The organism is Pseudonocardia terrae (assembly GCF_021343995.1).
In the GTDB taxonomy this organism is placed as follows: domain Bacteria; phylum Actinomycetota; class Actinomycetes; order Mycobacteriales; family Pseudonocardiaceae; genus Pseudonocardia; species Pseudonocardia terrae.
In genome coordinates, this window is record NZ_JAJTTE010000002.1 from 78,621 (window position 1) to 100,718 (window position 22,098).

Consider the following 22,098-nt stretch of genomic DNA (forward strand, 5'->3'; position numbering starts at 1 on the left):
CGACGGTCGTAGCGGCACCGCACAACGTCACCGCCGGTACGCTCCCCGTTCATGACCGGTGCGGCTGCGGCGGGCGGCGCGGGGGCGCCTCCGGGGAGCGGTGCCGTCTGCCTCGACGTCGGGTCGACCTGGACCAAGGCCGTGCTCGTGCACCCCGACGGCGGCCTCGTCGGGTTCGCCGAGCACCGCACCACGACCGCCGACGTCCTCGAGGGCGTCGACGCCGCCGTCCGCGGGGTCACCGCCGCGGCCGCCCGTGAGCCCGAGCCCGATCTGCTGGCCTGCTCGTCGGCGGGGGGCGGGTTGCGGCTCGCCGTCGTCGGCTCGGAGAAGCTGATCTCCACCGAGGCCGGGCACCGGGTCGCCCGGTCCGCCGGATCGCACGTCGTGCACGTCCACGCCGGACCGCTCGAGCCGGCCGACGTCCGGGTGCTGCGCGGGCACCGGCCCGGCGCCGTCCTGCTGATCGGCGGGTCGGACGGGGACGATCCCTCGGTCCTGCTGCACAACGCGGGCAAGCTCGCCCGGGCCCGCGTGCGGTTCCCGATCGTGCTCGCCGGCAACGCGGAGGCCCGCGACGACGCCCTCGCCCTGCTCCGCGCGACCGGGCGCACGGTCGTGGCCTGCGCGAACGTCGCGCCCGCGCCCGGCGAGCTGGTGCCCGGGCCGGCCCGGGCGGCGCTCGCCGAGGTCTTCGCCCAGCACGTGCTCGGCGGGCGGGCGCCGGCCGCGGCGCCGCGGTTCCGCCGCATGGTCCGGGTCATGACGCCCGACGCGGTGCGCCGCGGCACCGCCGAGTTGGCGCGGATCTGCGGGACGCGGGTCCTGGTCGTCGACGTCGGGTGCGCGACCACGGACGTGCACTCCGCCGGGCCCGGGCAGCGCGTCCGCCGCACCGTGGAGGGCGACCTCGGGGTGCGGGCCGCCGCGGAGGGCGTGCTGCTGGAGGCGCAGGCCGAGGAGATCGTCGACCCCGTCGAGGCGGACCTGCTCACGGCGACCGTCCGGGGGATGACGACGGAGGTCGGGTCGGTCCCGCGCGACCCGGGCAGCGCGGCCGAGGACCGCCGGGTCGCCGCGCTCGCCGCCGTCGTCGCCGCGCGTCGGCACCTGCGGGAGGAGCTCGACCCGACGGACGGTCCGGCCGAGCACGACCCTGCCGACCACGGTCAGGTCGGGCTCGTGGTGCTCTCCGGCGGCGTCTTCCGCCAGCGCGACACGGCCGGCATCGGCGCGGTGGTCGGCACCCTGCAGCAGGACCCCGTGCTCGCCCCGCTGCTGGCGTCGGCGTCGGTGCTGGTCGACGCCGACTTCGCGCTCGCCCCCGCGGGTCTGCTGGCCGCCCACGACCGGTGCGCGGCGGCCGAGACCCTGCTGTGCGACCATCTGCTGGGGTCACGTTGAGGCGGGCCGCGGAGCGTGCCATCCTGGACGGCGCACGCACCGCCGGACCGAGAGGCGCTGCAGCGGACGGATCCGTCCGCCACGCTCGGTCCGCGGCCTGACGACGAGAAGGGCGCCTCCACCATTCCCGGGAGGAGGCCCGTGCCCGCGTCGATCGCCCGCCGATCCCGCCACCGCCGGTACCGCGGGGCCCTCCCGTCTGCCCTGACCGCAGCACGAGGAGACAGTTCACGATGACCGCCAGCATCACCGACCCGCACGGCCGGCTGCAGGAGCGCAACGGCCTCGACTTCGCCGTCGCCGACCTGGGCCTGCACGAGTTCGGCCGCAAGGAGATCCGGCTCGCCGAGAACGAGATGCCGGGTCTGATGGCGCTGCGCCGCGAGTACGCCGAGGCCAGGCCGCTGCACGGCGCGCGGGTCGCCGGCTCGCTGCACATGACGGTGCAGACCGCCGTCCTGATCGAGACCCTGGTCAGCCTGGGCGCCGACGTCCGCTGGGTCTCCTGCAACATCTTCTCCACCCAGGACCACGCCGCCGCCGCGATCGTCGTCGGCCCGCACGGCACCCCCGAGGAGCCGAAGGGCGTGCCGGTGTTCGCCTGGAAGGGCGAGACGCTCGCCGAGTACTGGTGGGCCACGGAGCAGCTGTTCAACTTCACCGACGAGAACGGCGAGCTCGTCGGCCCGAACATGATCCTCGACGACGGCGGCGACGCGACCCTGCTCGTCCACAAGGGCGTCGAGTTCGAGAAGACCGGCGTGGTGCCCACCGTCGAGGACTCCGACCTCACGGTCTCCGACGAGTACCGGGTCATCCTCGACGTGCTGCGTCGCTCGCTGGCCGAGAACCCGCAGAAGTGGACCACGGTCGCGTCGGACATCCGCGGCGTCACCGAGGAGACCACCACCGGCGTCCACCGGCTCTACCAGCTGGCCGAGCAGGGCCTGCTGCTGTTCCCGGCGATCAACGTCAACGACTCGGTCACCAAGAGCAAGTTCGACAACAAGTACGGCATCCGCCACTCGCTGATCGACGGCATCAACCGCGGCACGGACGTGCTCATCGGCGGCAAGGTGGCCGTGGTCTGCGGCTACGGTGACGTCGGCAAGGGCTCGGCCGAGGCGCTGTCCGGCCAGGGCGCCCGCGTGATCGTCACCGAGGCGGACCCGATCTGCGCGCTGCAGGCGCTGCTCGAGGGCTACCAGGTCGCGCGCCTGGAGGACGTCATCGACCAGGCCGACATCGTCATCACGACGACGGGCAACAAGGACATCGTCACCGTCGAGCTGATGACGAAGATGAAGCACCAGGCGATCCTCGGGAACGTCGGGCACTTCGACAACGAGATCGACATGGCCGGGCTGGCCCGCATCCAGGGCATCCACCGGATCAACATCAAGCCGCAGGTGGACGAGTGGGTGTTCCCGGACGGGCACTCCATCCTGGTGCTCTCCGAGGGCCGGCTGATGAACCTGGGCAACGCCACCGGCCACCCGTCGTTCGTGATGAGCAACAGCTTCTCGAACCAGGTGATCGCGCAGATCGAGCTGTTCACCAAGCGGGACGAGTACAACTGCGACGTCTACCGGCTGCCGAAGATCCTCGACGAGAAGGTCGCGAAGATCCACGTGCAGGCGCTGGGCGGCGAGCTGACGAAGCTCACCAAGGACCAGGCCGAGTACATCGGCGTCGACGTCGAGGGGCCGTTCAAGCCGGAGCACTACCGGTACTGAGTGCGAGTCCGCACCGAGCGCGGAGCTCGCGTCGGTGCTGATCACTGGTTGGGGCGGCGGTCGTCGGGTTAGGCTCGCCTGATGACCGCCGCACCCCTGCCCGAGCCGATCCCCACGGGCTCCAGCGGCGACGGCTGGCAGTACTGCGCCCAGGGACACAAGCACTGGGGCCTCTACGGCGCCGCGGGTCTGCTGGTCCGCTCCGGTGAGCTGGTGCTGCTGCAGCACCGCGCGCTGTGGAGCCACCACGGCGGCACCTGGGGCATCCCCGGCGGCGCCCGGCACTTCGGCGAGTCCGCCGAGGCGGCCGCCCGCCGCGAGGCCGCCGAGGAGTCGGAGCTCGACACCGGGCCGCTGGTCGAGACGGCCCGGTTCGTCGACGACCACGGCGGCTGGAGCTACACCACCGTCGTGGTCTGCGCGGCCGAGGCCCTGCCCGTCGCGATCCGCGGCGGGGAGAGCGTGGAGTTCTCCTGGTTCCCCGCTGCGGCGCTCGGCACACCCGGGGGCCCCGAGCTGCACCCCGGTTTCGCCGCCAGCTGGCCGCGCGTCTCCACCCTCTGACGTCGGGGTTCTCGGCGCCTCATGGTTCCATGACGCGATTCTCGGCCCGTTCTGAACGCATTATGGTTCCATCACGCTGGTCGAGGCCGTGTTTTCTCGCATTGTGGTTCCATGATGCGGTGATCAGGGGTGGAGGAGTGTCCCGGCGAGGGCGGGAGCGTCGGTGTCGCCCTCCAGCACCGTCCACGGGCTGAGCCAGCCGGCTGCCGCGAGCTCGCGGTAGACGGCGTCGGTGCGTTCCTGCAGGCCCTCGTCGGACTCGTAGGCGTCGCGCGCCCGGCCCGGATCGGCTGCCGCACGCCGGTGCGCCCGCTCCGCGGCCACCGCCCGCGGGGTGGCGAGCAGCAGCTGGTGGTCCGGGACGGGGATCCCGAAGCGCTCGATCTCCAGGGCACGCACCCAGCCGACGACCTCGCCGTCGGCCCCCTGCTTCAGCCGGGCCGCGTTGTAGGCGGCGTTGCTCGCGACGTACCGGTCCACGAGGACGACGTCGTGCACGGCGAGCAGTTCCCGCAGCTCGGAGGCGGCGTCGCGGCGGTCGAGCGCGAACAGCACCGCCATGCCGTGCACCGAGTCGGCGAGGTCGCCGAGCCGCCCGTACAGGGCGTCGCGCGCCAGCTCGGCGTGCACGTCGGCCTCGTAGCGGGGGAAGGCGACGGTGGCGACGAGTGCCCCGCGCTCCTGCAGCGCGGCCACCAGCGCGGCGGTCAGCGTGGCCTTGCCGGACCCGTCCAGCCCCTCGATCACGATCAGCCGCCCCACGGGGCCGGACGGTAGCGGAGACCCTGCGGTCGTGTGCCGCTCACCCGATAGCGTGGCCGCCTCGACGATCTTGAGGGGCGCTCCGGCGGGCGCGGGTGGGGGACGGGTGTGCTGAACGAGGGCGTGCACGAGCGGCTGCGCACGACGGGGCTCGAGGCCGATCTGGCCCGCGTGGCCGAGCTGGTGCCGTACTGGGCCGAGGTGGAGGAGGCCGACCAGCCGCACGTGCTCGCCCGGCACGTCGCCGCCGCCGTCGAGCGGGCGCTGCTCGCCAGCCCGAGCGAGGCGCACCGGGTGGCCCTGGTCAACGACCTCCTCGACCGGGTCTCGGAGCAGGACCAGCGCCTCGCCGCGGCCGTCGAGCAGCTGGTGGTGCTGACCCGGCAGGTCGCGCCCGGGGTCCACCAGCTCGTACGGCCGGTCACGCCGCTGTCGTCGGCGGCCCTGCTGACCAACGCGCACGGCGAGCCGTCGCTCATGGCGGCGCTCAACTCGGAGCTGGTCTCGGCCGACCGGGTCGACCTGCTCTGCGCCTTCATCCGCTGGCACGGGCTGCGGGTGCTCGGCGACGAGCTGACGCGACTGCGCGAGCGCGGGATCCCGTTCCGCGTGATCACCACGACGTACATGGGGGCGACCGAGCAACGGGCGGTCGACGAGCTGGTCCGCCGCTACGGCGCCGAGGTGAAGATCAGCTACGCCGGCGCGTCGACCCGGCTGCACGCGAAGGCCTGGCTGTTCCGCCGGCGTTCCGGCTTCGACACCGCCTTCGTCGGCAGCAGCAACCTGTCCCGGTCGGCGCTGGTCGACGGCCTGGAGTGGAACGTCCGGCTCTCCTCCGTCGGCACCGGGCACCTGATCCGCAAGTTCGAGACCACCTTCGACAGCTACTGGGCGAACCCGGAGTTCGTGCCGTACGACCCGGAGAATTCCGCCGACGTCGAGCGGCTGGCGCAGGCACTCGGCCGCAACCGCACGGACGTCACCCCGCTCACCGGACTCGAGGTCACCGCGCGGCCGCACCAGGCGCAGATCCTGGAGGCGCTCGCCGCCGAGCGGGACCTCCACGACCGGCACCGCAACCTCGTCGTGGCCGCGACGGGCACGGGCAAGACGGTCGTCGCCGCACTCGACTACGCCCGGCTCCGCCGCGAGCTGCCGCGCGACCGGCTGCTGTTCGTGGCGCACCGCAAGGAGATCCTCGACCAGTCCCGCCGGACGTACCGCGCGGTGCTCGCCGACGGCGCGTTCGGTGAGGTCTACGTCGACGGCGAGCGGCCGGAGCGCTGGACGCACGTGTTCGCGAGCGTGCAGTCGTTGCACGCCTACGGGATGGACCGCATCCCGCCGGACCACTTCGACGTGGTGGTGGTCGACGAGTTCCACCACGCCGAGGCGCGCACGTACCGGCGGCTCCTCGCGCACCTGCAGCCGCGGGAGCTGCTCGGCCTCACGGCGACGCCGGAGCGCACCGACGGCACGGACGTCCGGCGGTTCTTCGGCGGCCGCAGCGCCTTCGAACTGCGGCTCTGGGACGCCCTCGACGCCGACCTCCTCGTTCCCTTCCACTACTTCGGGGTGGCCGACGAGGTGGACCTGCGCGGCGTGGAGTGGAAGCGCGGCTCCTACGACACCGCCGCGCTCGACACCCTCTACACCGGCAACGACCTGCGCGCCGCGATGGTCGTCCGGCAGGTGCGGGACAAGGTGACCGACGTCCGCCGGATGCGCGCGCTCGGCTTCTGCGTCTCGGTGGCGCACGCCGAGTACATGGCGGAGGTGTTCACACGGGCGGGCATCCCGAGCCTCGCGGTCTCCGGCGCGACCCCGCGGCCCGAGCGTGAGGAGGCCCTGCGGCGGCTGCGGGAGCGCGAGGTCAACTGCCTGTTCGCGGTCGACCTCTTCAACGAGGGCCTGGACATCCCCGAGATCGACACCGTCCTGCTGCTGCGCCCCACCCAGAGCGCGACGGTGTTCCTGCAGCAGCTGGGCCGCGGGCTGCGCCGCGCGCCGGGCAAGGCGGTGCTCACCGTGCTCGACTTCATCGGGCAGCATCGCCGCGAGTTCCGCTTCGACCTGCGGTACCGGGCGTTGACCGGCAGCTCGCGGAGGCGGCTGGTCGAGGACGTCGAGCAGGGCTTCCCGTTCCTGCCCGCCGGGTCCGCGCTGGTCCTCGACCCGGTCGCCCGGCGGACGGTGCTCGAGAACGTGAAGGGACAGCTCCGGCTGCGGAAGGCCGAGCTGGTGGCCGACGTCCGCTCGTACGGCGACGTCGGCTTGGCGGACTACCTGCGCGAGGCGGACCGGGACCTGGCCGACGTCTACCGCTCGGGCGGCTCGTGGACCGCGCTGCGCCGCGAGGCGGGGCTGCCCGCACCCGAGGCCGGCCCGGCGGAGGGCGCCCTGCTCAAGCGGATGGCGTTGTTCACCCACGTCGACGACCCGGAGCGCGCCGAGGTCTACGCGCAGCTCGCCGAGCCCGCCGGCCCGCGGTACGCCGAGCTGACCGACCGCGAGCAGCGGCTCGCCCGGATGCTGTTCTTCCTGATCTGGCCGGACCGGGGCGGGTTCGCGCACTACGAGGACGGCATCGCCCAGCTCCGCCGCCATCCGGCGGTGTGCGCCGAGCTGCGGGAGCTCGTCGCGCTGACCCTCGACCGGGCGCGGCACGTGCCCCGGTCGCTCGGGGAGGGGCTGCAGCACGTGCCGCTGCGGAGCCACGCCCACTACCGGCGCGAGGAGGTGCTCGCGGGGCTGGACTGGGCCTCGCTCGAGCGGAAGGCGTACGGACACGCCGCCGGGGTCGTCTGGGCGCCGGAGACCCGGACGGACGCCTTCTTCGTGAACCTCCGCAAGACCGAGCGCGACTTCTCGCCGACCACCCTGTACCGCGACTACGCGCAGCGGCCCGACCTCTTCCACTGGGAGTCGCAGAACGCGACCACCGTCGCCTCCGAGACCGGGCAGCGCTACCTCCACCACCGGGAGCGCGGTACGCACGTCGCCCTGTTCGTGCGGGAGACGAAGAACGACGACATCGGCGCCGCGCCGTTCCTCTGCCTCGGAACCTGCGACTACGTCTCCCACGAGGGGGAGAAGCCGATCTCGATCGTCTGGCGGCTGCGCCGCGAGATGCCGGGGGAGACCTTCCTCGCGGCGAGCGTGGTGGCGAGCTGATCCGACCGCTGCGGTCCAGGGGGGCGGAGGACACGGAAGTGTCGGTGGTCGTCGCTACCCTCGCGCCATGACCGAGTGGAGCGACCTGACGCACGTCCAGCGCGTGCGGCTCGACGCTCTCCGCTACGCCAGCGGGGAGGAGGCCGCCACCTATCTCGCGATCATGCGCTCGTTCACCGGGGACGTCACCGGGCTGCTGTCGGACCAGTCGGCGTCCGAGATCGCGGGCCGGCTCGCCGAGCTCGGCATCGAGCTGCCCACGGACACGGTCGACGATCGGCTCTCCTACCTCGTGGAGCACGGGAACCTCGCCCGCAGCCCACGGGAGACCGAGGCCCGCAGCCTCCGCGAGTACCTGCAGAACCGCGCCCGCTACCAGCTCACCCAGCGCGGCGAGATGGTGCACCGGTTCGTCGAGGAGCTCCTCGGGCACACCGAGTCCGCCCGGGAGGTGTCCACCGAGATGCTCGGCGGCATCCTCACCGGGCTCGACGGCCTCGCGCGGGTCGATCCGGCGACCGCGGACCCGGACACCCTCGCGCGCGAGATCGGCACGATGTTCGCCCAGTTCGAGCGGCTCGTGTCCTCGACGCGGGACTTCTACACCTACCTCGCGCAGGTCCTGGTCCGCTACGACCTCGACCGCGGTGAGTTCGAGACGTTCAAGACCGCGCTGCTGGACTACCTGCAGCGCTTCGTCGACGAGATCGCCCGGCACACGCCCCAGATCGCCGAGGCCCTTCTCGCCGTCGAGCCGTCGGTCCCGGAGCTGTGCGCGCGGGCGAACTCCGGCCGGCGGTTGCTGGGTGTCGACGGGGAACGGGCCCGCCGGTCCAGCGGGCTCGAACCGGAGGACTGGAGCGGGTTGCACGCCTGGTTCGTCGGTGGGTCCGGGCGGGACTCCGATGCCGCCGGGGTCCGCAGGCTCGCCACGGAGGCGATGCGGGCGCTGCTGGTGAACCTGCGCCGGATCGCCAAGGGCAACCGGGAACAGAGCCGTTACGCGGACCTGCTGACGCTCGCGGGCTGGTTCGCGGAGGCCGAGGACGACACCGCGCACGCGCTGTGGGCGTCCGCCTTCGGTCTGTTCCCGTGCAGGCACCTGGCGTTCGCCGCGGACGACGACGACGATCCGGTCCCGGCCACGGCGTCCTGGTGGCGGACCCCGGTCGCGGACGTCCCGCTCGTGCTGCGCCGCACCGGGGCGCGCAGGATCCGCGGGCGCGCGGGCCGCCGGGAGGACTTCGCCGTGGCGAAGGCGGCCCGGATCGCCGAGCGGGAGCGGGCGGAGCGGGCGCGTGCCGCAGCGCTCTCCGAGATCGAGGCGCATCGCGGGGCGCTCGGTGTCGTCCGGCTCTCCGACGAAGCCCGAGCAGTGCTGCTGGCTCTGTACGCGCAGGCGCTCGTCGGCCGTGGACGCCCACTCGGAGAGGGAGACACCGCCGAGACCCCTACCGAGCGGTGGCGGCTGGTGGTCGGGCGGTCGCCCGGGACGGATACCGTGATCGTCAGTCCGGAGGGCAGGCTCGAGCTGGCGGGACTCACGCTGTCCGTCGTCCCGCACGAGGCCGCCGAGCGGAGGACGGGATGAGCGGACCGCGGATCGAGCGTCCGGCGCCCGCGGTGGACGTCGCCGCCGTGGCCGAGCGCCGGCGTGCCGCGCGCGCCCTGCTGTGCCACCCCCTGCTGCACGCCGACGGCCCCCATGCGGACGAGTTCCGGTTGGCCAGGCGTCATCGTGCCGAGCTCGAACGGATCTTCGCCGACGGCCTGGGGTACCGCCTCGTCGTCGAACCCGGGTCGGCCCGGCTGATGAAGGCCGGCCTCGGCCGGGACGCCACGCGTCCGCTCCGGCGACGCAGCGGGGCACCGTTCACCCCGCGGATGTACTCCCTGCTGTGCCTGACCCTCGCCGCGTTGAGCCGGAGCAAGGGCCAGCTCCTGGTCGACGAGCTCGTCGCCCAGGTCCGCTCCACCGCGGCCGATGCGGGGATCGAGGTGGACCTGGACGCGCTCGTGGACCGGCGTGCCCTGCACGCCGCGCTGTCCGCGCTCGTCGATCTGGGTGTGCTCCACGAACGAGACGGCGACCTCGAGCACTGGGTGGACCAGCGCACGGCGTCGCTGCTCGACGTCCGGCGCGAGCGCCTGGCACTGATGGTCGCGGCGTCGTTGAGCGGTGTGTCCTCGCCCGAGGACCTGCTCGATGCCGCGGCCCTGCCGTCGGCCGCGGGTGGCGCTCGGGTGGCGATCCGTCGTCGGCTCGTGGAGACACCGGTCCTGTCCGTCGACCAGCTCACCGTGGAGCAGGCGGAGTGGTGGAGCCGTAGCCGCAACCGGGAACGCGAGTGGTTCGCGGAGATCGTCGGGCTGGACCTGGAGCTGCGGGCCGAGGGGGCGATCGCCCTGGACCCGGACGGCGAGCTGACCGACGTGTCCTTCCCCGGGGGTGGGTCGGCGCGCCATCTCGCCCTGCTCCTGCTCGAGCGGGTGGTGACCGGAGTGCGGTCCGCGGCGCGCGAGGCGCCGGTCGGCGAGCGGGTGTGGCGGTACGCGGAGGCCGCGCTCGTCGAGGCGACCGCCCGGGAGGTCATGGCGGAGTGGGGCGCCGGGCTGCGCAAGGAGCACCGGGAGGATCCCGCGGCGGCCCTGGCGGAGGCCCGGGAGGTGCTGGTCGGCGCGGGGCTGGTCCGCCCCACCCGCGACGGCGGCTGGCGGGTGCACGCGGCCGCCGCGCGCTACGCGGTGTCTGCCGCGATCAGCGACCCGGACGGCTCTCGGCGGTCCTCGTCCGAGGAGGAGAGATGAGCAGCGGGGGGCGGTTCCGGCTGACCCGGGCCGGTGTGCTGAATGTCTGGCAGTACGACGACCAGGTCTTCGAGTTCGAGGGCGGCCGGCTCCTGCTGCGCGGGGCCAACGGCGCAGGCAAGTCGAAGACCCTGGAGATGCTGCTGCCCTTCGTCCTCGACGGGGACAAGGCCCGGATGACGGCATCGGCCCGGCACCACACCAGTCTTCTCTGGCTCATGCTCGACGGGTACGGCGGGCAGAACCGGGCGGGCTACCTGTGGGTGGAGTTCACCCGCGGCGACGAGGCGCTGACCTGCGGAATCGGGATCCGGGCCTCGCAGTCGGCGCGCTCGGCGACCTCGTGGCACTTCACCTTCCCCGGCCGGGTGGGGGTGGACCTGCACCTGGAGGACGAAGCCGGCCCGCTCGCCCAGGACCGGCTGCGGGAGGTGGTCGAGGCGGGCGGCGGGACCTTCGTCAAGGAGCCCCGTGCCTACAAACAGCACATCGGGCGGTTGCTGTTCGGGCTCGAGCCCACGCAGTACGAGGAGCTGCTCCGGCTGCTGTACTGGCTTCGCCAGCCGCAGGTCGGCGAGGACATCGAACCCGCGCGGCTCGCCGAGCAGCTGATCCAGGCGCTGCCACAGCTCGACGACGAGGCGGTCCGCACCGCGGGCGACACCTTCGACGAGCTGGCGGCCTTCGGCGAGCAGTTGGAACGGCAACGCCGGTCCGCCGAGGGGGTCGCGGCGCTGGCGACGGTGTACGCGGCCTACGCCCGCGAGGTCCTGCGGCGGCGCGGCGCGGACCTGGCCGAGGCGCACACCGAACGCACCCGGCGCGGCCGCACCGCGGAGGCGGCGGAGGCTCGGGTGCGTGAGCTCGCCGAGCGGCGCCGGACGACCGAGCGGGAGCAGGAGGAGGTCGGGGCCGAGCGTCGTGCGCTGGCGGCGCGGCTCGGGGAGCTGCGCGCCGACCCGCTCATGCGGACGGCCCAGCGGCTGGACGCCGCCCGGCAGCTCGCCCGGATCCAGGCCGAGGAGTCGGCGCGGGCCGAGCGGACCGTGCGGACCGCCCGTGAGCGCGCCGAGGCGTCCGGGGGGCGGCTGACGCAGGACGCGGACCGTCTCGGGGCGGACCTGCGGGAGTTCTCGGACCTCGCCCACCGGCTCGCGACCGGCCTGGCCGAGGTGGGGGCCGGTCCGACGCTCGCCGTGGCGGCGCTGCCGTCGACGCCGACGACCACCGGGGAGGCGGAGGCGGCCGTCGTGGCGCTGGAAAGGCACCGGGACGGCGCGGCGACGGCGCACTCGTCCCTGGGGGCCTTGCAGGCCGCGGTGGTCGTCGTGGGAGAGGCCCTGCGAACCTTCGACCGGGCGGCGGACGAACGACGACGAGCCGAGGAGACCGCCGCGGCGGCGGAGCAGCGCGCCGAGGAGGAGCGCGGGCAGCTCGCCGACGCCCGGACCGCCGCGGCCGCGGCCGAGTCCCGGTACACCGCGGCGCTGGCCACGTGGACGGCGGAGCCTGCAGCGGTGCCGTTCCGCGTGCCGGAGCTGCTGACGGTGGAGGCGGTCGCCGGCATCGGTGGGCTCGCCCGGGCTGCGGCCGAGGAGCCGCTGCGGGGTCATCGGGAGCGGCGGGCGGCCGCGGCGGCGGCCCGCGCCGCGGCGGAGGAGCGCCTCGCGGGCGCCGTGGTGCGCCGGGAGGCCGCCGTGGCGGAGACCGACCCCGCTCCGCCCGAACCGGCGTGGGGACGCGCACCGCGGAACGCAGCCGACGGGGCGCCCTTCTGGAGCCTCGTCGACTTCGTCGACGAGCTCGGCGAGGACGGGCGGGCCGGGCTCGAGGGCGCCCTGGAGGCCTCGGGCCTGCTCGATGCGTGGATCCGGGTGGACGGCGCGGTGCTCGACGACCGGGCGGACACCGTCCTGGCCACCACGACCGCACAGGCGACCGGGATGGGCCTGGGCTCGCTCCTGCGCGCCGACCCACCGCCGGGATGCCCGGTGTCGGCGGGCACGGTGCGTGCGGTCCTGGCCCGGATCGCGGTGCACGGAGCCGACGAGCCGGCAGGCCAGGCGCTCGTCGGCACGGACGGGACCTGGCGGCTCGGGGTGCTCGACGGGCGGGCCCGCAAGCAGGCGGCGCAGTACGTCGGCGCGACCGCCCGTGCTGCGGAACGTGCCCGCCGCATCGCCGAACTCGACGCGTCGATCGCGCGCTTCACCGAGGCCCGGGATGCGGCGGCGCGTGAGGAGCGGGCGGCGCAGTCCGCGGTCGAGCGGATCGAGGCCTGGCTCGGCGCCGTCCCGGCCGCCACCGAGGTGGTGGCGGCCTGGGCGGAGGCCGAGCAGTGCGCGCGCGGCGTCGCGCGCGCGGAGCGCTTCGCCGACGGCGCCGAGGCCGGCGCCCGGGCGGCGCGCTCGGTGGAGGCCGGCGCGCGCCGTGAGCTGCACGATCGTGCGGCGGGCCATGACCTGCCGACGGAGGCGGGGCCGCTGGAGGCGCGGCGCTTCGCCCTCCAGGGGCTCGACTCGGAGCTCACGGGGCATGTCCGACGCTGCGGGGACCTCGCCGTGGCGGCGAGCCGCTGGGCACAGGATGCCGAACGACATCAGCTGGCGCTGCGGGATGCGGAGGACGCCGCCGAGGCGGGGCGCGAGGCCCGGGCCCGCGCCGATCGGGCACGCGCGGCCGCGGACGAGCTCGAGGAGACCGTCGGACGGCCCCTGCTGGAGATCCGTGCCCGGATCGACGAGGCGGAGGATCGGGACCGGGCCCTGGCCGGTGCCCAGGCCCGGCTCGACGCGACGCTGCGGGAGCTGCTCGAGGAGGGCGGCGCCGCCGCCCAGGACGTGCGGATCGCACGGGACCGGGTCGCCGAGCACGAGCCCGTCCTGGTCCAGGCCGTCCGCGCGCTCGCGTCGCTCCCCGAGGCCACGGGCCTGCTCGAGTCCGGGGACCCCGAGGGGCACGCCTCTGCCGAGTCGCGATCGGCCCTCGTCGCGGGCCTCGCCGCGGCCTCGGGATTCGTGTCCGGGGAGCCCGTCCCCGCGCCGACACTGGCGCTCGGCCGCCGGCTCGCGGCACTCCTGCCCGCCGGCCGGTCGGGCACCGACAACGCCGTCCTCGTGGCCTGGCAGGAGGCGGCCAGCGGGCCCGCCGCCGACGTGGACCCCCGGGTCGTCGAGGTGGCGGGCGTCCTGACCGTCGTCGGCCGGGACGACTCGGGTGAACGGCCCGTCGGTGAGCTCGCGACCCGGCTCTCGGCCGCGGTCGCCCGGGACGCCGAGCTGCTCACCGACCGCGAACGGCGACTGTTCGAGGAGCACATCCTCGGCGACCTCGGGGAGTCCCTGCGGGCGCGTCGGGTCGAGGCCGAGGAGCTGGTCGCCGAGATGAACAACCAGCTCGGCGGGGTGAGCACCAGACAGGGCATCCAGGTGCGGCTGCGGTGGGCGCTGCGGGACGACGTGGTTCCGGACGCCCGACGGGCCGTCGAGCTGCTCGGCCGTCCCGTCGGGCTGCTGCTCCCGGACGAACGGCAGGAGCTGCGGGACGCGCTCCACCGGCTCATCGAGGCGTCCCGCGCCGAGGCCCCGGAGGACTCGTACTCGGAGCACCTCGCCCGGGCGCTGGACTACCGCCGCTGGTTCGCCTTCCGGGTCCGCTACACCCGTCCGGAGACCGAGGGGACCTGGTACGACCTGCACCGGCGGTCACCGCTCTCCCAGGGGGAGCAGAAGGTCGTCTGCTACCTGCCGCTGTTCGCGGCGGCGGCCGCCCACTTCAGCTCGCTCGCGGGCGCGGCGCCGCACTCACCGCGGTTCGTCCTGCTCGACGACGCGTTCCCGAAGATCGACGTGCGTACGCACCCGCTGCTGTTCGGCCTGCTCGTCCAACTCGATCTCGACTTCGTGGTGACCAGCGAGCGCCTCTGGGGCGACCACGCGACCGTGCCCTCGCTCGCGATCTACGAGGCGCTGCGGGATCCCACGGAGCGCGGGATCGCCCAGTACCGGCACACCTGGGACGGCACGCGGCTGCGAGCGGTCGGATGAGCGAGCCCTGGTGGGCCGATCCGGCGCTGGCCCGAGTCTGGGCGGTCCTGCGGGAGCGCCTGGAGCAGCGGGGTGCCCGGGCGGAGGGGCGGGTGGCCCTCGCGGGGCTCAGCAGGCAGGAGCGGCATGCCGTCGCCGGCCTGCTCGGCCGGCCGGTGACCCGTCAGCGGGTCAGTGTGGACCTCGAGGCCCTTGATCGGGAGCTACGGCATCGCTCGGGCGTCGGCGGGTTGACGGCGGTGGTCCAGGCGGCCACCGGCCGCCGGCTCCGTGACCGGCCCGCTGAACGGGCGAGGCGCACGGCCGAGCGGGAGGAGCCGATCGCGCTCGCGCAGCGGCTCCTCGGCGGGCGCTCGTGGTACGAGGAGTGGGCGGCGGAGGTCCGCCGGTCCGGGCTCCTCGGACGCGCACGCGATCCGGTGGCCGCGGTCCGGTACGCCGCCGCTGTGCTCGGGCGCCTGCCGGAGAACCCGGCTGCACCCACCTCCCGCACCGACCTCGCCGCCACGGTGTGCGGCGACTCCCATGCGTTGGACGACGGCCGCACGACGGCCGCCCTCGTGCTCCGCGCCCTCGCGGCGTGCGCGGGCGAACCACCGCCGGGCACGGCCGCAGCACGCAGGGAGCTGTGGGAACGCCACGGCATCCAGGTCGATCTCGTCTCGACCACCTGCCTGACGCTGGGGCTGCGCGGCGAGAGCGGGCCGGTCGCCGAGCGCCTCGACCTGGCCGCGGCGGCGGGCCATCCGGTCCACCTCACCGCCTGGGACCTCCGCCGGTGCCGACTGGTGCCACCGCCGGTCGTGCTGGTCTGCGAGAACCCCCGGGTGCTCGAGTCGGTCGCCGAGCGTGGCATCGCGGTCCCCGTCGTGTGCGCAAGCGGGCAGCCCACGCTCGTCGTGCTCGATGTGTTGCGCGCCCTGCGCGGATCCCGCCTTCGGTACCACGGTGACTTCGACTGGCCCGGCGTCGCGATCGCCGACCGGCTACGGGCCGAGGTCGGTGTCGTCCCCTGGCGGATGACCGCGGCGGACTACGAACGAGGTCTGACCGAAGCCGTTCTGCGGCTGGGTCCCGGCGGGACCCAGCCCTCCTGGGACCGCGAGCTGGGCGCGGCGATGAGACACCACGACCGAGCGGTCCACGAGGAGATGGTGCTCCCCGAGCTGCTGGCGGCGCTACGGAACGCCGAGCCGGGGCAGGACCTTCCGTGAGTGTGCGACACGCTCCGCCGAGGGACACGAACCCGCTTCCGTCCGGCGCTATCGTCGCGCGCATGACAGACCCTGCGGCAGACGTCGCGCGCAAGGAGGCCGAGGAACTCGAAGCCCAGGTCGCGGAGTATCCGGACGACCGCGCAGAGATCCTCCGCGAGGCGGCGTATGCCTGGCTCGACGCCGGTGAGGTCGCCCGCGCCGAGCAGATCCTCCGCGAGCTGGTCACCGAGGGTGGCGAGGACGGCTGCTGGGCGAGGACCGACCTGATCGAGGTCCTGTACACCGACGGTCGGGAGAAGACGGCCGAGGCGGAGCTCGACGCACTGGCCCGCCACCCCGAGCTCGATCGAGGTCACTGCGCGGTCACGGCCGAGCGACTGGCCGAGCGCGGTTTCCTCACCAGGGCCCTGGCCTGGTACGACAGGTTCGTCGCCCGGCTCTCCTCCGACGATCTCGACGCGCTCCGGGGACCGAAGGGGTGGATGTCGCTGGAGGCCCCGACGCTGCGGGGCCGCCGCCAGGTGCGCGAGGAGTTGGGGCTGCCCCCGGACGCGACGGACGAGCTGGTTCCGGGACCGCCGACCGTGGAGGACCTCGCCCGACTGAGGAAGAAGATGGAGCGGTTCGCGAGCTCTCGGGCCATGCCGACCCAGGTGCGGGTCGTGGTGTTCACACGGCCGGAACGCCGCGAGGCCTGCCGCATGTGGCCTGCGACGTACACCGCCGACGACGACTACTTCGATGCGGTCGAACGTCACTGGCGGGAGATCGCGGAGAGCGGGGGGAGCTCGATCAGGCTGTACCCCATCACTGCGCGGGGACTCGCGCGCTTCGCCGAGACCGAGGGGCTCGATCCGGAGCAGGAGGAGACCCGCACCCGCTACCTCGACACCCTGTCGGACGACGATGCGGTGGCGTGGCCGCCCGGCCGCAACGCGCCGTGTTGGTGCGCGAGCGGGCGGAAGTACAAGAAGTGCTGCGGCGCGGTGCGCTGACCGTTCACCTCGGCGGACGGGGAAGGCGGAGGATCTCGACGCGGTGACCGTTCCGCACGTGCAGAACAGGTGCGGAACCGGGTTGGCGCGGGTCGGAACGGGACCGTCGGACCTCAGTGGGATGCTTCCTCCCATGAAGTCGCGCGTTCTGGTGGTCGACGACGACCCGGCCCTGGCCGAGATGCTGACCATCGTCCTGCGGGGCGAGGGCTTCGACACCGCCGTGGTCGGGGACGGGACCCGCGCGCTGCCCGCCGTGCGGGACATGCGCCCGGACGTCGTCCTGCTCGACCTCATGCTCCCCGGCATGAACGGGATCGACGTCTGCCGCGCGATCCGCGCCGAGTCCGGGGTGCCGATCGTGATGCTCACCGCGAAGAGCGACACCGTGGACATCGTGCTGGGCCTGGAGTCGGGGGCGGACGACTACGTGGTCAAGCCGTTCAAGCCGAAGGAGCTGGTCGCGCGCATCCGGGCGCGGGTGCGGCGCACCGAGGCCGAGCCGGCCGAGCAGCTCACGATCGGCGACGTCGAGATCGACGTTCCGGCCCACCAGGTCACCCGCCGGGGCGAGCGGATCGCGCTCACCCCGCTGGAGTTCGACCTGCTGGTGGCGCTCGCCCGCAAGCCGCGGCAGGTCTTCACGCGCGAGGTGCTGCTCGAGCAGGTGTGGGGCTACCGGCACGCGGCCGACACCCGGCTGGTCAACGTGCACGTCCAGCGGCTGCGCTCGAAGGTCGAGAAGGACCCCGAGCACCCGGAGGTCGTGCTGACCGTCCGCGGCGTCGGGTACAAGGCGGGCCCGCCGTGAGCCCGCGCGGTCGCATGATGGTGCCGTGTTCCTGAGGTACCCGTGTCACTGAGGTCCTTCGTCGCACGGCTGCCGCTCGCCCGGCGGGCGAAGCGGGCGGCGGCGTCGACCGGCGTGCTCGTCTCCGAGATCCGCGCGGTCGCGCTGGCGGCGTGGCGCCGCTCGCTGCAGCTGCGCGTCGTCGTCTCCACCCTCGCCCTGTCCACGGCGGTGTCCCTGGTCCTGGGCCTGGTGCTGCAGACCCAGATCGCCGACCGGCTGCTGCAGGGCAAGTTCGACGCGGCCATCGCGCAGGCCGAGTCCGCGCGGGTGATCTCCGAGCGGGACCTGTCCGGCGTCGACCCGGATCGCGAGGGCGCGCAGGGCACCCTGAACAACGCCCTGGACCAGCTCACGAACCAGTCGACGACCGACGCCGCGGGCGCCCCCACGGCGGGCGAGTTCCGCGCCGCGTTGACCACGGGCGCGGGCAGCGGGCCGGAGATCTCGGCGGGCAACCTCGACGACGTCTCGCCCGAGCAGCGGCAGACCGTCGCGAACGGCGCACTGTCCACGCAGTACACCACCGTGGACGGCATCCCGACGCTGGTCGTGGGCCAGCCGGTGCGCACCGCCGGGCGCGAGCTGCAGCTCTACCTGATGTTCCCGCTCGACGCCGAGCAGCGGACCCTGGGGCTGGTCCAGAGCACCCTGATCGTCGGCGGGCTGGTGCTGATCCTGCTGCTCGCCGGCATCGCCAGCCTGGTCACCCGGCAGGTGGTGCGGCCCGTCCGGCAGGCCGCCGAGGTGGCGGAGCGGTTCGCGGAGGGACATCTCGACGAACGCATGCCCGTCCACGGCGAGGACGAGGTCGCGCGGCTGTTCGAGTCGTACAACGAGATGGCGGGCAGCATCCAGACCCAGATCCGCCAGCTCGAGGAGTTCGGCGCCCTGCAGCGCCGCTTCACCTCGGACGTCAGCCACGAGCTGCGCACGCCGCTCACCACCGTCCGCATGGCCGCCGACATCCTCTACGCCTCGCGGGACGAGCTGCTCCCGGCGCTGCGCCGCAGCTCCGAGCTGCTGGTCACGGAGCTGGACCGGTTCGAGAACCTGCTCGGCGACCTGCTGGAGATCTCCCGGCTCGACGCCGGCGTGGCCGAGCTGGGCACCGACCGGCTCGACATGCGGCACGTCGTCTCCCGCGCCGTCGAGGCGGTCCGCGGGCTGGCGGAGGAGTCGGGCACGCCCCTGGTCCTGGACCTGCCCGGCGACGTCTACGCGGACGTCGACTCGCGGCGCGTCGAACGGATCGTGCGCAACCTCGTCGCCAACGCGATCGACCACGGCGAGGGCCGGCCGGTGAACGTGACCCTGGCCGGCGACGAGCACGCGGTCGCCGTGGTGGTCCGCGACCACGGCGTCGGGCTGCGGCCCGGCGAGGCCGGGCTGGTGTTCAACCGATTCTGGCGCGCCGAGGAGTCCCGGGCGCGGCGCAGCGGCGGCAGTGGCCTCGGCCTGTCCATCAGCCTGGAGGACGCCCGGCTGCACGGCGGGTGGCTGCAGGCCTGGGGCGAACCCGGCCGCGGCTCGGCCTTCCGGCTCACGCTGCCGCGCACGGAGGGGGACCTGCTCGAGTCGAGTCCGCTGCCCCTGCAGCCCGAGGGCGACGACCCGGACACGGCGCATCCGCTCCCGGCCTCGGTGCCCACGCCGCCGTGGGGCACCCCGATCTCGGCCGAGCTGCGCGAGGCGGAGCATGCGGACGGGAAGGACGGCGCCGCCGAACCGGCCGTCCTGGACCCGCGGGGCGACCGGTGACCCGTCGGCTGCTGCTCGTCCTGGCCGCCTTGCTCGTGCTGGCCACCGGGTGCGCCAGCGTCCCCGGCGAGTCGTCGGTGCAGGTGCTGCGCAAGGTCACCGACGGCGACTCCCCGGACATCCCCGCCGGCCCGGTCGACGGCACCAACCCCCTGGACCTGGTCCGCGGCTTCGTCTACGCCTCGGGCAGCACCGTGGACCGGCACGGGGCCGCCCGCCGGTTCCTCACCCCGGAGGCCTCGCAGACCTGGGACGACGGCGATTCCCTGACCGTGCTCGACGAGCAGTTCGACACGGTCTACCCGCCCACGAGCAGCACCGATCCCGACACCGCGACCGTGCGCATCCGGGGCGACCGGGTCGGCTCGCTCGACGCCCTCGGCGCCTTCGAGCCCGCCGAGGCACCGGTGGAGATCGACGTGACGGTCCGCCGCGCGAACGGGCAGTGGCGGATCGACCGGCTGCCCGCCGGCGTGCTCGTGCGGCTCTCGGACTTCCGCACCAACTTCCGCACCGTGAAGGGGTACTTCGTCGACCCCGCGCGGCGCGCCACCGTCGCCGACCTGCGTTACCTCCCGGCGGTGCCCGCGCAGGCGCTGCCGTCGCGGACCGTCGACATGCTGCTGACGGGCCCGTCGCCCGCGCTGCAGGACGCCGCGGAGTCCGTCGTGCCGGCGTCGGCCCGGCTGCGGACCAACGTCACCGAGACGCCCGACGGCGCGCTGGTCGTCGACCTCACGCAGGTGGGCGACCTCGACGAGGCCCGCCGCCGGCTCATGGCGGCGCAGTTCGTGCAGACCCTCGCCGAGATCAACGTCCCGCGGGTGCGGCTGCTGGTCGACGGTGCCCCGCTCCTGGCCGGCAAGCCCGACCTCACGGCCGACGACGTCGTCGGGGCCGGCGCCGCGGTGCAGCCCGGCGCCGACGTCCCCGCCCTGGTCGTGACGGGGGGCCAGGTGCGGGCGCTGCCCGGCGGCGACCCGATCGCCGGGCAGGCGGGCAACGGGTCGTTCGACATCGCGTCGGCGGCGACCACTCCCGACGGCGCCCGGATCGCGGCGGTCGCCCGGGACGGCGGGCGGGTGCGCCTGCTGGTCGGGCCCACGGACGGGATGCTGCAGGCGGTGCCGTTGTCCGGCCCGTCGCTGTCCCGGCCGACCTGGACGCCGAGCGGCGGCGAGGTGTGGACGGTGCTGGGCGGCGGCCCGGGCGCCGTCGTCGCGCGGGTGACGGTGGACCCGACCGGCGCGGTGCGGACCGGGCAGGTCAACGTCTCGGCGCTCACCGCGCTGGGGCCGCTCACCGACCTGCGGTTGTCCCGCGACGGCATGCGGGTCGCCGCGATCGTCGACGGCGGCCTGGTCACCGGGGCCGTGGTGCGGGCGGCCGACGGCGACGTCGCGGTACGCAACGTCCGCCGGCTGCGCCCGTCGGACCTCTCCGACGTCGTCGGGGTGGACTGGCGGGCCGACGAGTCGCTGATCGTGGTCTCGTCGCGCACCGACCGCCCGGTGTCGCTCGTGTCGTCGGACGGGCTCACGCTGCAGCTCGTGCCGGGCAGCAACCTGACCCCGCCGCTCAAGGCCGTGACCGCTGCGTCGAGCAGGCCGTTCCTCGTCGCCGACCAGGGTGGGATCTGGAGCTACGACGGGGGCGAGCTGGACAGCTGGCGGCAGGTGCTCGGCGCGGCGCCGGACGGGGTGCCGCTCTACCCGGGGTGAGCCGCGCCGGCTCCACGCAGGACCGTCGTGTGGACGACCGTGTGGACGACGTCGGAGCTGGGAGCGAGGCCGGACCTGTGGACAACTCGGCCCGCGCGGCCCGTTCCGGAGCCGGGTCGTCGGTGCGGGGGGTCAGGGTGGGGGCATGGCTCGCCCCGGCTCCGCACCCCCGTCCCCGTCCGTGCTCCCGTCTGCTCCGTCCCCGTCCGCTCCGGCCCCGCCCGGCCTGACCCCGCGCCTGCTCCTCGCCGGCCTGCTCGACCTCCTGCTGCCCGGCTCCTGCGGTGGGTGCGGCGCGGGCGGGGCGGGGTGGTGCCCGGAGTGCACCGCGCGGCTGCCGGGCCCGCACCGCGTCGTCCTGCCCGGGGCGCCGGAGACGCTCGCCGCCGGCCGGTACCGCGGCCCGCTGCGCACCGCGCTGCTCGCCTACAAGGAGCGCGGCCGCCGTGATCTGGCTGCCCCGCTGGCGGCGGTGCTCGCCCCGCTCGTGCCGCCGGGCGCGCTGCTCGTGCCGGCGCCCTCGCGGCCCGCGGCGGCCCGCGGCCGCGGCGGGGACCACGTGCTGCGGCTGTGCCGGCGGATCGCGCCCACGCGAACCGTGCGGCTGCTCGGGCTGGCCCGCCGGACCCGGGACTCCCTCGGGCTCGACGCCGCGGGGCGGGCCGCGAACCTCGCCGGCCGGGTCCTCGTGCGGTCCCGCGAGAACCCGCCCGGCCCGGTTCTGCTCGTCGACGACGTGGTGACCACCGGGGCCACTCTGCGTGCCTGCGCACGGGCCCTGGCGGAGGTGGGGATCGGGGTCGCGGGGGCGGTGGTCCTGTGCGACGCGAGCAGCCGGACCGACCGCCGGCACCGGGCCGAAGAGCCTCCACGGGTGACCCGGGCAACCCCACCACGATACGTGTTTGCCCAGGTCAGGGAAAGGGGATCCGCCGATTTGGCCCGGTTCGGCGTCACTCGTCGCTCAGGACTGTTGCCAAAGCGTGATGCGCACTACCGTGCCTGGCACACGTAACCCAGACCACAACGGGAGGGGAACACCGATCGTCCGCTTCGG

General features: G+C 74.5%; 14 protein-coding genes and 1 riboswitch. Of the genes, 13 read left to right on the plus strand and 1 reads right to left on the minus strand.

All coding sequences use genetic code 11. From position 1 onward, the window contains the following. Window positions 1-51: 51 nt before the first annotated feature. From LWC33_RS01705 to LWC33_RS01715, 3 genes are all read left to right on the plus strand, one after another. Complete coding sequence (locus LWC33_RS01705; RefSeq protein WP_233302331.1) at window positions 52-1,404, plus strand: glutamate mutase L; 1,353 nt, start codon at window positions 52-54, stop codon at window positions 1,402-1,404. 43 nt (window positions 1,405-1,447) lie between these two features. After that, window positions 1,448-1,529: riboswitch (S-adenosyl-L-homocysteine riboswitch) on the plus strand. Window positions 1,530-1,637: 108 nt separating this feature from the next. After that, window positions 1,638-3,140: an adenosylhomocysteinase gene (gene ahcY, locus LWC33_RS01710; protein WP_233302332.1), complete on the plus strand. Its 1,503-nt coding sequence runs from the start codon at window positions 1,638-1,640 to the stop codon at window positions 3,138-3,140. An 81-nt stretch (window positions 3,141-3,221) separates the two neighbouring features. Then, the gene (locus tag LWC33_RS01715; protein ID WP_233302333.1) at window positions 3,222-3,704 is read left to right on the plus strand and encodes an NUDIX domain-containing protein; all 483 of its coding nucleotides are present in this window, start codon (window positions 3,222-3,224) and stop codon (window positions 3,702-3,704) included. A gap of 123 nt (window positions 3,705-3,827) precedes the next feature. Here LWC33_RS01715 and LWC33_RS01720 read toward each other — a convergent pair whose 3' ends face one another. Continuing rightward, window positions 3,828-4,466 (minus strand): dTMP kinase, encoded by a 639-nt coding sequence (locus LWC33_RS01720; RefSeq protein ID WP_233302334.1) that lies wholly within the window; start codon window positions 4,464-4,466, stop codon window positions 3,828-3,830. 108 nt (window positions 4,467-4,574) lie between these two features. Between LWC33_RS01720 and LWC33_RS01725 the strand changes: the two genes are divergently transcribed. From LWC33_RS01725 to LWC33_RS01770, 10 genes are all read left to right on the plus strand, one after another. Next, entirely contained in the window at window positions 4,575-7,643 is a 3,069-nt protein-coding gene (locus tag LWC33_RS01725; protein ID WP_233302335.1) for a DEAD/DEAH box helicase, read from the plus strand. A 67-nt stretch (window positions 7,644-7,710) separates the two neighbouring features. Then, window positions 7,711-9,234 carry a TIGR02677 family protein gene (locus LWC33_RS01730; protein ID WP_233302336.1) on the plus strand — a complete coding sequence of 508 codons (1,524 nt, stop codon included), beginning with the start codon at window positions 7,711-7,713 and terminating at the stop codon, window positions 9,232-9,234. Next, the gene (locus LWC33_RS01735; protein WP_233302337.1) at window positions 9,231-10,451 is read left to right on the plus strand and encodes a TIGR02678 family protein; all 1,221 of its coding nucleotides are present in this window, start codon (window positions 9,231-9,233) and stop codon (window positions 10,449-10,451) included. The genes LWC33_RS01730 and LWC33_RS01735 overlap by 4 nt, the downstream gene beginning before the upstream one ends. After that, window positions 10,448-14,497, plus strand: a complete 4,050-nt coding sequence (locus LWC33_RS01740; protein WP_233302338.1) for a TIGR02680 family protein — start codon at window positions 10,448-10,450, stop codon at window positions 14,495-14,497. Before LWC33_RS01735 ends, LWC33_RS01740 begins: the two co-directional genes overlap by 4 nt. Then, window positions 14,494-15,711 carry a TIGR02679 family protein gene (locus LWC33_RS01745; protein WP_233302339.1) on the plus strand — a complete coding sequence of 406 codons (1,218 nt, stop codon included), beginning with the start codon at window positions 14,494-14,496 and terminating at the stop codon, window positions 15,709-15,711. The genes LWC33_RS01740 and LWC33_RS01745 overlap by 4 nt, the downstream gene beginning before the upstream one ends. A 62-nt stretch (window positions 15,712-15,773) precedes the next feature. Next, entirely contained in the window at window positions 15,774-16,709 is a 936-nt protein-coding gene (locus LWC33_RS01750; protein WP_233302340.1) for an SEC-C metal-binding domain-containing protein, read from the plus strand. Window positions 16,710-16,842: 133 nt separating this feature from the next. Beyond that, window positions 16,843-17,520, plus strand: a complete 678-nt coding sequence (gene mtrA / locus LWC33_RS01755; RefSeq protein WP_232872986.1) for an MtrAB system response regulator MtrA — start codon at window positions 16,843-16,845, stop codon at window positions 17,518-17,520. A gap of 42 nt (window positions 17,521-17,562) precedes the next feature. After that, window positions 17,563-19,320, plus strand: a complete 1,758-nt coding sequence (gene mtrB, locus LWC33_RS01760) for an MtrAB system histidine kinase MtrB (protein WP_372476532.1) — start codon at window positions 17,563-17,565, stop codon at window positions 19,318-19,320. After that, complete coding sequence (locus LWC33_RS01765) at window positions 19,317-21,041, plus strand: LpqB family beta-propeller domain-containing protein (RefSeq protein ID WP_233302341.1); 1,725 nt, start codon at window positions 19,317-19,319, stop codon at window positions 21,039-21,041. The genes mtrB and LWC33_RS01765 overlap by 4 nt, the downstream gene beginning before the upstream one ends. Before the next feature lie 145 nt (window positions 21,042-21,186). Further along, a complete protein-coding gene (locus LWC33_RS01770) occupies window positions 21,187-22,056 on the plus strand; it encodes a ComF family protein (RefSeq protein ID WP_233302342.1) in 870 nt (289 codons plus the stop codon). The last annotated feature ends 42 nt before the right edge of the window (window positions 22,057-22,098 follow it).

Excerpts from the sequence above, each read along its gene's own strand:
- LWC33_RS01705 (WP_233302331.1), top strand. The coding sequence starts at position 52 with ATGACCGGTGCGGCTGCGGCGGGCGGCGCGGGGGCGCCTCCGGGGAGC.
- ahcY (WP_233302332.1), top strand. The coding sequence starts at position 1,638 with ATGACCGCCAGCATCACCGACCCGCACGGCCGGCTGCAGGAGCGCAAC.
- LWC33_RS01715 (WP_233302333.1), top strand. The coding sequence starts at position 3,222 with ATGACCGCCGCACCCCTGCCCGAGCCGATCCCCACGGGCTCCAGCGGC.
- LWC33_RS01730 (WP_233302336.1), top strand. The coding sequence starts at position 7,711 with ATGACCGAGTGGAGCGACCTGACGCACGTCCAGCGCGTGCGGCTCGAC.
- LWC33_RS01735 (WP_233302337.1), top strand. The coding sequence starts at position 9,231 with ATGAGCGGACCGCGGATCGAGCGTCCGGCGCCCGCGGTGGACGTCGCC.
- LWC33_RS01740 (WP_233302338.1), top strand. The coding sequence starts at position 10,448 with ATGAGCAGCGGGGGGCGGTTCCGGCTGACCCGGGCCGGTGTGCTGAAT.
- LWC33_RS01745 (WP_233302339.1), top strand. The coding sequence starts at position 14,494 with ATGAGCGAGCCCTGGTGGGCCGATCCGGCGCTGGCCCGAGTCTGGGCG.
- LWC33_RS01750 (WP_233302340.1), top strand. The coding sequence starts at position 15,774 with ATGACAGACCCTGCGGCAGACGTCGCGCGCAAGGAGGCCGAGGAACTC.
- mtrA (WP_232872986.1), top strand. The coding sequence starts at position 16,843 with ATGAAGTCGCGCGTTCTGGTGGTCGACGACGACCCGGCCCTGGCCGAG.
- LWC33_RS01770 (WP_233302342.1), top strand. The coding sequence starts at position 21,187 with ATGGCTCGCCCCGGCTCCGCACCCCCGTCCCCGTCCGTGCTCCCGTCT.